14 protein-coding genes are annotated in these 12,038 nt (G+C 41.0%); 9 read left to right on the top strand and 5 right to left on the bottom strand.

Translation table 11 applies throughout. From position 1 onward, the window contains the following. Positions 1–5 precede the first annotated feature (5 nt). From BTR25_RS28690 to BTR25_RS23485, 3 genes are all read left to right on the top strand, one after another. Positions 6–302, top strand: a complete 297-nt coding sequence (locus BTR25_RS28690; RefSeq protein WP_075690420.1) for a DUF5658 family protein — start codon at positions 6–8, stop codon at positions 300–302. 142 nt (positions 303–444) lie between these two features. After that, complete coding sequence (locus tag BTR25_RS23490) at positions 445–966, top strand: YfiT family bacillithiol transferase (protein WP_075690419.1); 522 nt, start codon at positions 445–447, stop codon at positions 964–966. A 25-nt stretch (positions 967–991) separates the two neighbouring features. Continuing rightward, the gene (locus BTR25_RS23485; protein WP_075690418.1) at positions 992–1,441 is read left to right on the top strand and encodes a DinB family protein; all 450 of its coding nucleotides are present in this window, start codon (positions 992–994) and stop codon (positions 1,439–1,441) included. 43 nt (positions 1,442–1,484) lie between these two features. Here BTR25_RS23485 and BTR25_RS23480 read toward each other — a convergent pair whose 3' ends face one another. Next, a complete protein-coding gene (locus BTR25_RS23480) occupies positions 1,485–2,150 on the bottom strand; it encodes an Ntn hydrolase family protein (protein WP_075690417.1) in 666 nt (221 codons plus the stop codon). Between the two features lie 202 nt (positions 2,151–2,352). On the opposite strand from BTR25_RS23480, the gene BTR25_RS23475 reads away from it, so the two are divergent. Both BTR25_RS23475 and BTR25_RS23470 read left to right on the top strand, forming a co-directional pair. Continuing rightward, a complete protein-coding gene (locus BTR25_RS23475; RefSeq protein ID WP_075690416.1) occupies positions 2,353–2,868 on the top strand; it encodes a DUF6241 domain-containing protein in 516 nt (171 codons plus the stop codon). Between the two features lie 223 nt (positions 2,869–3,091). Then, positions 3,092–4,066, top strand: coding sequence for a ring-cleaving dioxygenase (locus BTR25_RS23470; protein WP_075690415.1), 975 nt, complete (start codon positions 3,092–3,094; stop codon positions 4,064–4,066). Between the two features lie 82 nt (positions 4,067–4,148). Here BTR25_RS23470 and BTR25_RS23465 read toward each other — a convergent pair whose 3' ends face one another. Then, on the bottom strand, positions 4,149–5,081 hold the full coding sequence (locus BTR25_RS23465) for an LCP family glycopolymer transferase (RefSeq protein WP_075690414.1): 933 nt from the start codon (positions 5,079–5,081) through the stop codon (positions 4,149–4,151). A gap of 429 nt (positions 5,082–5,510) precedes the next feature. Here BTR25_RS23465 and BTR25_RS23460 point away from each other — a divergent pair, with 429 nt between their 5' ends. After that, positions 5,511–5,981, top strand: a complete 471-nt coding sequence (locus BTR25_RS23460; RefSeq protein ID WP_075690413.1) for a hypothetical protein — start codon at positions 5,511–5,513, stop codon at positions 5,979–5,981. A gap of 34 nt (positions 5,982–6,015) precedes the next feature. Here BTR25_RS23460 and BTR25_RS23455 read toward each other — a convergent pair whose 3' ends face one another. After that, positions 6,016–8,076 (bottom strand): molybdopterin-containing oxidoreductase family protein, encoded by a 2,061-nt coding sequence (locus BTR25_RS23455; RefSeq protein WP_075690412.1) that lies wholly within the window; start codon positions 8,074–8,076, stop codon positions 6,016–6,018. A 260-nt stretch (positions 8,077–8,336) separates the two neighbouring features. On the opposite strand from BTR25_RS23455, the gene BTR25_RS23450 reads away from it, so the two are divergent. After that, the gene (locus BTR25_RS23450; RefSeq protein ID WP_075690411.1) at positions 8,337–8,600 is read left to right on the top strand and encodes a hypothetical protein; all 264 of its coding nucleotides are present in this window, start codon (positions 8,337–8,339) and stop codon (positions 8,598–8,600) included. A gap of 167 nt (positions 8,601–8,767) precedes the next feature. After that, positions 8,768–9,235 (top strand): hypothetical protein, encoded by a 468-nt coding sequence (locus BTR25_RS23445; RefSeq protein WP_075690410.1) that lies wholly within the window; start codon positions 8,768–8,770, stop codon positions 9,233–9,235. Positions 9,236–9,284: 49 nt separating this feature from the next. Here BTR25_RS23445 and BTR25_RS23440 read toward each other — a convergent pair whose 3' ends face one another. Then, positions 9,285–9,644, bottom strand: a complete 360-nt coding sequence (locus BTR25_RS23440) for a VOC family protein (protein ID WP_075690409.1) — start codon at positions 9,642–9,644, stop codon at positions 9,285–9,287. A 228-nt stretch (positions 9,645–9,872) separates the two neighbouring features. After that, positions 9,873–10,589: a Crp/Fnr family transcriptional regulator gene (locus BTR25_RS23435; protein WP_075690408.1), complete on the bottom strand. Its 717-nt coding sequence runs from the start codon at positions 10,587–10,589 to the stop codon at positions 9,873–9,875. A 141-nt stretch (positions 10,590–10,730) separates the two neighbouring features. Here BTR25_RS23435 and BTR25_RS23430 point away from each other — a divergent pair, with 141 nt between their 5' ends. Next, entirely contained in the window at positions 10,731–12,017 is a 1,287-nt protein-coding gene (locus tag BTR25_RS23430) for an NCS2 family permease (RefSeq protein ID WP_075690407.1), read from the top strand. Positions 12,018–12,038: the final 21 nt, after the last annotated feature.

The following is a 12,038-nucleotide window of genomic DNA, read 5'->3' as shown; positions in this document are numbered from 1 at the left end:
ATAGGATGGTTTTTCTTTTTCACTATTTATCAGTTTTGAATATTTTCGATGGTTTTGTAACTTATTACGGATTAGAGAATCGTTTTATCACAGAAATGAATCCGTTGATGAACAGTTTATATGAGGCGAATCCATGGCTGTTTATTTTTACAAAAATAGCGTTTTCCGCCTGTCTGTACTTGTTCATAATCTTCAAGATGGTACCCAGCTCAAGGCTTACCAAAGGTTTAACGGTTTTTGCCTCAAGCTTTTATACCCTTATCTTTTTCCTCCATTGCTACTGGCTGTTCGAGCTAATCTAAAGAAAGTTTTGTGATTATATAAAGAGCAAAAACGAAGTGGGGGGAGTACCTCACTGGTTGATCTTTCACTATCAGGGTATGTTTATATTGATAGATACGTCATAAAATGAAGAGAAGGTCAATTCATTAAGGGAGGTAAACGATGGAGAATTTACACTATCCGATTGGACTATTTACATTTGAAGGAGAGCCGACGACAGAGGTAGTAGAAGGTTGGATACATGCTATTGAGGCTGCGCCTGCTCAGTTACGAGAAGCGGTGAAGGATTTGCGGGATGATCAGCTGGATACAGCTTACAGGCCAGAAGGGTGGACAGTACGGCAGGTGGTTCATCATATTGCGGATAGTCATATGAATGCATATATCAGGCTCAAGCTGGCATTGACGGAAGAAAATCCGGTGATTAAGCCTTATAGAGAAGAAAAATGGGCGGAACTTTCCGACTCAAGCCTGCCGATTGAAATTTCTTTGGAACTTCTAGAGGCGGTACATAAGAGATGGATTGTTATTTTACGACAACTTCAACCAGCTGCACTTGAAAAAACCTTCATTCATCCCGATGCAGGTGTAACCAAAATATCGATGTATATTGGAATGTATGCTTGGCACGGCCAGCATCATATAGCTCATATCACGTCTTTAATTGATCGGTTGAAGTGGTGATTTTTATATAGGTGGGGTGTTTGAAGTGAAGACGATTGGGATAATGTTCCAACATTTGCATTGGGCAAATCAAAAGATTCTGGAAACATTGAAAAAGGTTGAAGGTGAGATCCCACTGACAAGGCTGTTATTTTCGCATATTCTGTTCGCTGAGCATGTATGGTTTACTAGATTAAAAGGTTTGAATAGTTCGCATTTACCGATTTGGGATGATTTGAGTCTGGAAGAGTGCGAGAAACTGGTAATGCAAAATTATCAAGACTTTACGGAATTTCTAAATGGAATAGGGGAAGAAGAGTTAGAGGGGATTATCAGCTATAAAAATAACAAAGGCGAGGAATTTCAAACTTCTGTTCGCGATATCCTTACCCACATTGCTCTCCACGGTCAGTATCACCGTGGTCAAATCAACCAGAGACTGCGCAGTGACCATTTCGAGCCAGTAAATACTGATTTTATCACCTTTGTAAGGTAAACACGAGAGCGGAGTTGAAGTCGGTGCCTGGCACCGACTTTATTTAATATGGCTGCAAGATCTTGTGTTTGATGTATTTTGTATAATCTTTGGAAATGACGAGGCTGTCGACAGGCCCGCCGCAGGTGGAAATACCATCTGAAAATCTTAGGTAATTGATGGTGGTTCCGACGATAAATTCAGCCAAATCGATGGCATCTTTAAGGGGCATCAGCTTGAAGTTTAATGGTGTTTCTTGCAATAGTCTGCTGATGGGGGCAATTTCCCCGTGCCAGCTTGCAGAATAGGTAATGACTTGATTAATTTCGGAAAAGTTCTTCCTAATAATATGTTCTCTATTAACTAGATAAACATAAGGCACATCAGAATCATAGCCGGCTAAATAGAAGCTGATGTTGTATTGCTCGGTGCCGTTTCTAAGCAGATCGTTATGAAGCTTGTCAGCGACTTCTGGAATGGTAGTAGAGTTCAGTACCTGACGTTTATCAAAATCACGCAAAAAATCCGCTGTTGTTTTTCCTTCAAAAAAGGCATCACCGCAAAAAGAAATCCCAATGGTTGTATTTCGGATGAGGAGTAGCTTTTGGGCTTGATCGGAAAAGATAAAGCGGTCGACCATCCCATTTTCACGTGTGTAAGACCCCAATAATCTACTGTCTGATGCCATCGCCATGCCCTCTGGTACACAAACGATTGAAATAATTGTCATGATTTCCCCCCTTAATAGATAGTTCTATTAAAAGTAAGAATAACCTTTGTTTATTATAAGAACAGTTTAGGAACATTTCAATTTCGTGGAATTCTGTTGTTGGAAGCCAAGTGGTTAATTTAGATAAAAATAGGAGATATTCTTCTTTGCAAGATTGATATCAAGTATAATCATAGAAAGAACTAATAGGGGAGTTAACAGCATGATTAAGAGATTCGGATTATTCAAAACGATTATTGGATTGAGCGCTTGTATCGTGGGGCTTTATTTTTATTTGAACAGCGGGGTTGTTCAAATAGCAGGTTCTAAGAAAGATGTTTCTATTGAAAAAGCGGTAGCTGAGATTGAAAAAACTTTTAAGAAAGAAACTTCTCTGTTGGTTGAATTTAAATATGGAAACATGGGAGAAAATGACCTGATCCAGGAAGTTCATAATATGACCCATCAAAAGGTTCATGCAGAAGACAAATGGGGGAAGTCTGAGATTACAGCAGAAAAAATTGAGATGTTGTTTGACCTTGTAATGGAAACCTCGTTTTCAGATGATGAAACGAAGGACATGCTCGTAAAAATCCTCGAACCCTGGAGAAAAGGCGACTTCAGCAATGCCCTCCGTGCACACAACACCCTTTGGGCATACCAAAAAGGAACCGTCGGCCGGGCAACACGATTGTACACCCCGCAAGAAGAACTAGAATACATAGAAAAAAACTATTAAGGTTACAACAATAAAGGTGACAGGCACCGCTCGTGGACATTTTGGTCGTTTTGTATTTTTATGGTGACAGGCACCATAGAAATACAAATTCCCCCATTTGTACGTCTGGGGTGGACAGTGTTGTGTGACCTGTGCCTGGTTTGACTTTAAAGATGGTTGTTTGTTACAATTATCTTGAATTCGAGATAATTTTCGAATATAACTCTCTTTGGAGGTTTAAAATATGAAGTTATTAGGTTTACATCATGTTTCGATCTTAACGGGTAAGGCAGAAAGGAATTTCCACTTTTATACAAATGTTTTAGGGTTAAGGCTTGTCAAGAAAACGGTAAATCAAGATAATACAGAGTCTTATCATTTATTTTATGGTGATGCAAAGGGTAGTCCAGGCACGGAAATAACCTTCTTTGATATTCCAGGGTTAGGTCATACCTACCCTGGCGTTTCGAGTATTTCTTCCACTTCGTTAAGGGTGAGGGACACTGCAGCACTGCATTATTGGCAGGAACGTTTTGGAAAGTTAGGAATTCAGCATGAATCAGTTGCAAAGCGAGCTAATCGTGATACTTTGGCTTTTCAGGATTATGAAGGGACCCGGCTTATTTTAGTGGCAGATCATGCTGAAGCAGGGGTAGCGGCAGGTGAGGCGTGGGAGGGAAGCGATGTCCCGAAAGAATATGGCATTATCGGTCTTGGGCCGGTGACCTTAACGGTTAAAGTGGCTGAGCCAACGATTGGAGTTTTAACAAGTGTTATGGGATTCACTTATGCAGGCTCTTATCCATCGCTAGCTGGAGACTTTCCTGATATTCAGGTGTATTCAACAGGTGAGGGTGGTTCAGGTGCAGAGGTTCACATTGAGACTAGACCAGATTTGCCTAGAGAGCGTGCAGGTCGGGGTAGTGTTCATCATGTTGCCTTCCGCGTACCAAATGAGGAAGAGTATAATTACTGGGCAGAGCGGATCGCAGCGTCTGGGCTGATGAATTCAGGAAAGGTAGAGCGCTACTATTTTAAGGCGCTGTATTTTAGAGAGCCAAATCATATTTTGTTCGAGCTATCTACTGACACTCCAGGGTTTGATGTGGATGAGCCGCTGGAAACCTTAGGTGAGAGTTTAGCACTTCCGCCATTTTTAGAGCCACGACGTGCTGAAATTGAAGCTAGGTTACGTCCGTTGGATCTAGAGGCGGAGTAACTCTTACGAAAATTGAAAAGCAAGCTGGCTGAATTTGTTCAGTAGCTTGCTTTTTTACAATGTTCATAAAGCTCCAAATCATCTATTCATTACCCAGCTCAAGCTGTGTTTGAAGTTCAGTTCGAATTCGCTGCTGTTCCTCTTGTGAAACAAGGCCGTAATAAATGCCGTCTATTAAGGTTCCCTGCTGCTTGATTTCTAATTGCTGCACACTCTGTGCTGCATCACGGTAGTTTTTTTGAATTTCCACGATCTCAGCGAAGGTTAGGTTGGTTTTTAGATTTTTTCCTAATGCTGAAAAGATATCCGCGAAGTTTGTTAAGCTCGATAAGCTTGCTCCTTCTCTAATTACCCCTTGAATGATCTGCCGTTGTCTCAATTGCCTTCCGAAATCTCCTCTAGGATCCTGGTAACGCATCCTGGCAAAGCTTAAAGCTTTTTCTCCATCAAGGGTAATCTCGCCTTCGGAAAAATCAAATCCGTTCTCCGTAAATGCGAGGTCATTATGTACGGTTACACCACCGACTGCATTAACAATATCTTCGAAGCCCTCCATATTAATTTGTAAATAGTAATCAATCGGAATGCCAAGGAAATTTTCAACGGTATCCATCGACATGGGAACTCCGCCAAAAGCATAGGCGTGATTAATTTTATCTTCTTTTCCCATACCTATAATATTGGTACGCGTATCGCGGGGAATACTGAGCATTTTTACTGAATTATTGTTAGGGTTGACTGTTAAAACAATGATGGTGTCCGATCTGCCTTTATCTCCTTCACGTTCATCAACGCCTAACATGAGAACAGAAAAAGGATCTTTTTCTTCAAACATAACAGGTGCCGCTCGTTTTTCTGATAGTTCTCTTTCAATGGGATGATGCATGGTAACCACTGCTTTTTTAAAGGAGAAATATATGGTTCCTGCATATGCACCTAAAGCAATAAACAGGATGAGAAGGCAGATTCCGGTAATTTTTAAACCCTTTCTACTTTTTACAGGTTGAGAGCGCATTCAAAAAAACCTCCATTAGTATCATCTAGTAAAAATGCTCTATTAAAAATAGAATAGAATGATTTTTATCCATCCAAAAATTGCTATCCATAGTGGAATACTTAAAGAAGCAGCCCACAATAATCCGATAAAAAATTCCTGTGCCTCCAAAGGATCCACTCCCAGCTTTAGAGTTGGTTTTTTTGATAGTTTTAATCAATTTTTTCAGGTATACAAATTTTGGGTTAAATTTAAGATAGCAAATGGATGATGGGAAAAAGGGAGAATATTGTAAGCTGAAAAAAGTTTTCTTCGACAAATTCTGTAGGACTTAGGTTCTATCTCTTATAGTCCAATTGGTATAAAACAGTAGACGAAATAACCATACTATTTAGCCGGGGTTGGACATATTCTTAGAGTAATCATAGTTTGTCATAAAAGGAGATTTTCATGTCTAGAAGGTATAGACCACCGAAGGGAATAATAATTGGAAGTTTACTGGTTTTTAGCGTTATTACGGTTTTCCTGCTCGTAAGATGGAGTCTTTTTTCACCCGGTAAGCAAGTAAAAGAAGTGGTTGAAGAGTTTTATAGCTATGAACAAGCGGGAGATTTTGCCCAATCATGGGGGTTGTTCCACTCAAAGATGAAGGAAAAGTTTAGTAAGGGGCCCTATATCCAGGACCGGGCCCATGTATTTATGAATCACTTTGGAGTCGAAACCTTTGACTTTGAACTTGGTGAACCAGAGGAACTGAAAAAATGGAACCTATCCAAGGAAGGTCCGGAGATGAAGGAAGTCTTTAAAATCCCCGTAACCCAAATCTACAAAGGAAAATACGGAAACTTCACCCTCCACCAAGAAGTCTTCGTCATAAAAGAAAAAGACCAGTGGAAAATCGCCTGGGACTACAACCAATAGAAAACCTTTAAGCATATGAAAAAGGTGAAAGGCGTTATGACCGCCTTTCACCTTTTCCTATTTTTTCAACGCTTACTCTACCTGAGAAGAAGGTAGCCCCTCCGCCCATGTCGGCAATTCGGTCAGGTGTGAGTGAGTTGACGAGCTGTTTGGTTCCTTTGCTGTCGGCCCAAAGACCTTGAGTAACGAGGACTCCTGGCAGCACATTCTCTCCAACCGCTGCGTGTAATTCGCATTCCCCGCGCTGGTTCCAAACCCTTACCATTTCACCATCTTCAATCCTTAGCAGTCTGGCATCCACAGCATTTATGTGGATACGGGGTGTTTCTTTTTCAAGCTTTACATGCTTATAGTTGTTTGAGAAGGTAGAATTTAAGAAATTGTGGTTAGGTGCCGGAATGAATAGAAATGGATGCTCCCCTTCTTCCTCGGTTTTTAATGGTAGATAAGTAGGAAGTGGTGGGTATCCAGCTTCTTTCATCCGTTCTGAATACAGCTCGATTTTACCGCTTGGTGTTGGCAGTTTTCCTGTTAGTAGGGGCTCCACCTTCGCTTTCACAAAGTGCTGCTTCTTTAAAGCCATGTAATCTATCTCTTCTATATATTGGTTTCTCGGGTTGTTCAGTGCCTGATCGATCAATTCCTCTTCAGTCTCAGTAAAGGCAGTGTCCTCATAACCCATCCCAGCCGCCAGCAGACGGAAGACTTCAACATTTGACTTAGATTCAAAGTACGGTAGAATCACCGGCTCTTGAAGTTGAGCGTAATGATGCCAATAACTTGTGTAAAGATCTGTATTTTCAAAGGATGATGTCGCAGGCAGAACAATGTCAGCATATCGGGCAGTTTCGGTTATAAATAAATCATGAACCACAGTAAAAAGATCCTCACGTTCAAGGCCATTTCTTACTTTATTCCCCTCGGGTGCCACGACTGCAGGATTTGTACCGTATACGTAGAGGGACTTTATTGGCGGATCTATGGGAGAAAGCAGGGCGTCGCCGAGCTGGTTCATATTGATGATACGTGTGTTTTTATTTTTTAAAAGGTCCGGGCGTTGTAACTGACCTGAATTAATGGCTAAGTATCCTGAATTTCCTTTAATCGCACCACCGCCCTTAAGTAGCCATTGACCTGTTAGCGCTGGGAGACAGGAAACGGTTCGGACAAACATGCCGCCGTTGTCATGGTGTTGAGGGCCATTGCCTATCCTTATAAAAGTTGGGAAAGTTTCCCCATACATCCGTGCGAGCTTAAAAATGTCTTCTACTGGGACACCGGTAATTTTTGAGACAGTAGCAGGGTCATACTGTGTGATATGCTGACGAAGTTCCTCATGTCCAGTGGTGTATTCCACTAGGAAAGCAGTATCGACCATTTTTTCTTCGAATAAGATATGCATGATTCCGAGAGCAAGAGCGCTGTCTGTTCCTGGTAAAATCGGAATAAACCAATCTGCAAATCTAGCAGTCTGGTTTTTATGAACATCAATTACGATAATCTTAGCCCCATTTTCTTTTCGAGCTCTTTGTGCTAGTGCCACTTGATGCATGTTCGTACTTGCCGCATTAATGCCCCAGAAGATGATTAGCTTGGAATGGATGGTATCCTCAGGGTCAATCCCAAGACTCGCACCCATTGTATAGCTATAACCAACCGAACCTGCAGAGGAACAAATGGTTTGGCCAAGGCGGGATGCCCCTAGTTGATGGAAAAAGCGGCGGTCCATTCCTTCTGCGTTCAGCCTCCCCATGTTTCCGTAAAAGCTGTATGGCAAGATGCTTTCAGGGCCGTGGGTTTGGATTGACTCCTTCCACTGAGAGGTAATTGTGTTCAACGCCTCCTCCCAGCTAATGCGTTCAAAATTCCCAGACCCTTTTGGACCAATTCGCTTCAAGGGGTATTTTAAGCGGTTCTCATCATAAATCCGATCATGAATATTCCGAACCTTATTACAAATATTTCCCTTAGTTACCGGATGCTCTGGATCCCCTTCCACCTTCACAATCCTTCCATCCTCTTTATGCAAAAGCAAACCACACTGATCCGGACAATCCAACGAACAAACCGACCGAAAAACACCGCTTCTCTCCATAATTTAAACCTCCATTCAACAACTGTCCATCCCAGGCGTACAAAGTAGTCGTTTTGTCCACGGGCGGTGCCTGTCACCGCAAAAATACAAAACAGCGACATTGTCCACGAGCGGTGACAGGCACCGCGTTTTTAGTCTGTTGTATTAGTTATAAAATATTTTTTCGTTTTTTCCAATATTTTTGCCTTTGGATAGGTGTCTGCTAGATATTTGGATTTTGGGTAAACTAGCGAATAGGATTTAGGTGTAGGAGTGATGGGATGCAAGTGAATGGCGGGATTATTTCTGGTGAGTTTGATGAGCAGTTGAATGAGTTTACGTTGCAGCAGGTCAAGTATTTTCAAACAGAATCGATCATTAGAGAAAGTCAGTTAACTGCGCTCTATCAGTATTTGAAGAAGCATGAGAAGGATGCGGATGGTCAAATCATTACCTTGTACGACCAAATGCCTGTGCGTCTGAGTCAGGAGGAAATCAAGCTTCTGTTAACAGACCTTGAGAAAGTACACTCCATGTACCACTAAACCTAATCCCCAATAAAATGGGGGATTTATTTGTGTAATTGAAAATGGCCACTTTACGAAAATTTATGTTTCACTCTCCAATTTTAGGGTAAATAGTAGCTAAGTTGACAAGCCGTCAAAAGGTCAACCCAATTACAAATAAACATTAAAACCAAGGAGATGATGATATGTCAAAAGCGGTTGTTTTTGAAAAAGGGCCATTTTCCAAGGTACATTCTGTTTTAACCAGCCAAGGGTTTCAATTAATTAGCAACGACCATTCTCTAAAATACAGTGTGAAATTAAAAGATTCTTCCACTCAGTCCATCTACCAGTTAGAGATTCCCGTAAATCCAATTAAAGAGGGATCCACCCAGGCGAAGCTGGGTTCACCAAATTTATATGGCGACAAAAGGATACCCGAGCCAGTAAGGGAAGCGGCAGAGAGCAAGCTTTATGAAATTGCGGACTATATAAAAAGTAAATTAGTCATAAAAAATCGATCAGCCGACCAGGCTGAAGAGAAAAATACAATGGTTCGGAATGAAGCCGACATGAAGGAACTTGGAAAAGTAATGGAGTCTATGCAGACACAAGCAGAACTAGAAAGAGATGGAATGTTGACAGATCCTGAACAATACGAATCAAAGGTCTAAACGCATAACAAAAAAAATCCAGGAGATATCCTGGATTTTTTTAATGGCGTTAACGAAGCATACAAATCATTAACATATTTGCATCAGGGTCTTTAATATTAAAAGAGTGTCCATGTTCAATATCTGTAACGATTTCGACTCCTTTTTCTTTCATAAACCGATAGGCCTCGTGGATATCTTCCGTGTTAAAGTGGAACATCGGGGTTCTGGCATAAGCATCTTCCGTGTAAATCTTACTGTCGAGCACGAGATTTAATCCATTATTATCTAAAGGTATACAACAAAGATGACCTGCTATAATCTCATAAGCTGGTTCCAATCCTAAAATGGAGCAATACCAGTCTCTTGCCTTATAAATATCACTGACCGGTACAAAAATCGCCCCAACTTTATTTGTAATAATCCCCATCCATCATCAATCTCCTTTGTGTATTAAACTAATCCTATTTTCTTCATGCACAGCAGAAAATCCTTCAGCCTACACGAACAAACAAAAAAATCCAAGCATAAGTGCCCGGATTCTTAAAATAACTGTGAACTAGTTAACAAAATTAACGTTAACTCCTTTACTGAAGAAATGACGCACATTTGCTATATTAATATGGGCCATTTTTGTCCCGCTTAAAAGGTGCGTCACTTATAGGTTCGTCCACTTTCTCATGGCAGGATTTTCTTCCGTTTCGCCGCACATGCTCTCGAGTTTATTTTTATCCAAAAGGAATAGATACTTTCCGCGGATATCAATTAATCCCTCATGTTGAAAATCACCTAGCGTTTTTGAGACGGATTCTCTTGTTACACCTAACATACTCGCCAGCAGTGATTGATTGATTTTCAAATCGATTTTATAAATACAGCCTTCTGGTTTTCCAAAATTATAGTAGAGATCAATCAGAAGATTAGCAGTCTTTGCTCGGACATCGTAAAAGCTCAAATAACGAACTAAACGATTGAGCGCACGCGTACGTTCCACGAGGATCATGTACGCTTTTCGTAAAACGGAAGGATATTTCTCAACAATCCGAAGAAAGTCCTGCCTGGAAAGTAACCAAACAGTTATATGATCTAAGGCCTCAATGGAGGAAATTCGGTGATTATCGTTGGATAATGCTTCTACCTCACCAATAATATCCCCTGGTGACGAAATGCTGAGTACAATCTCTTTGCCTTCATGAATCCGATACACCTTGACAATCCCGGACCGAAGGATATACACATCTTCACTTTGGTCGTTCTCAAACATGAGTACGTGGTTCTTTTTTAACTTTCGTTCTTTTAAAAGCGGGAGGATTTGTGAAAAATCATCCTTAGGAATATCTGAAAAGATGGGGACTTCTGAGAGGGTAGAAATCAAAGAATATTCCTCCTTTCTGTCATATTTTAGGGCCGTTAATAAGCCTATTACCAGTAGTCTAATCAATTTGATTGTACTTGAACGTGCCAGGATTGGCAATTTGCTCTTGCTCTATGAACTAAATACTTAGTAGAAAAAAGGATGATCGTAAAATTGAATAAACTATTTAATATACAAAAAGAAAAAACGAGTGTCAGAACGGAGATTTTAGCCGGACTTACTGCATTTATGACCGTCGCTTATATTATTGCCGTCAATGGAGCGATCCTAAGTTCAGCAGGAATGCCTTATGAAGCGGTGACGATTGCTACCGTCATTTCTTGTTTTGTCGGGTGTATGCTGATGGCACTTTGGGCAAAATCCCCGTTAATTATTGTGCCTGGGATGGGGGATAATGCGTTTTTTGTATTCACATTAGTATTCTCCCTCGGGCTTACCTGGCAGCAGGCATTAGCAGCCGTATTTATAGCTGGAATTGTGTTCACCTTGACGACTGTTACAAAAGCGGCCGTTTATCTTTCACAGTCGATCCCGAAATCGATGATTCATGCAATGACTGCAGGTATCGGCTTTTTTATCGCCTTTCTAGGTTTGAAAAATGGCGGAATCATCGTGGCAAATGAAGGGACGTTCGTAGGACTTGGCGATCTAAGTGACCCGCGTACATTGACAACCTTACTAACACTATTGGTTCTCCTGCCGCTTTTCCTGCGCAATGTAAAAGGGAATTTCTTAATAGGAATTATCGCAGGGACGATTATTGGTGCCATGTTAGACATTGTTGATTTATCATCATTACGTGACTTCAGCTTTAACTTTAGCGGGTATGGTGAAGTGTTTTTAGCTTTTGATTTTAGTGCGATTAACACGGTGAATTTTTGGACAGCTGTTTTCTCGTTATCAATGGTGATTATTTTTCAAAACATGGGCGCTCAGCTGGGAATGCTTCCGGATAAATCGAAATTCCGAAAGTCGTTCCAGGCAAATGCCATTTCTGTAGTAGGGGCGGGGATATTTGGCTGTAGTCCAACGACAACCGCAGCCGAATCGGCAACTGGAATTGCGGCAGGAGGGAGAACCGGGCTAACCTCTTTTACGACGGGACTTCTCTTTATACCAGCGTTATTCTTGATCCCTTTATTTAAAGTGATTCCTAACGAAGCGATTGCTCCTGTGTTTATTATTGTCGGAGGTTTGATGATTCAAAGTTTAAAGGAAATTCCGTTTGATGACTTTACCGAAGCATTTCCAGCTTTCTTGATGCTGGCGATCATGCCGTTAAGTTTCAGCATCGCAAATGGGATTGCATTTGGCTTCCTTGTTTACCCGATTCTAAAGCTGGTTACAGGACGGAAGAATGAAGTTTCCATTACCATGTACGTCATCGCCTTCTTCTTCTTGATCTACTTTTTATTAGGATCTCTATAAAGAAAACAGGCACCTTCATCT

The sequence above is a fragment of the Bacillus sp. MRMR6 genome, from assembly GCF_001940785.1.
In the GTDB taxonomy this organism is placed as follows: Bacteria; Bacillota; Bacilli; order Bacillales; family Cytobacillaceae; genus Neobacillus.
Note: the sequence above shows the minus strand (reverse complement) of the source record. Positions and strands in the feature narration are given on the sequence as shown.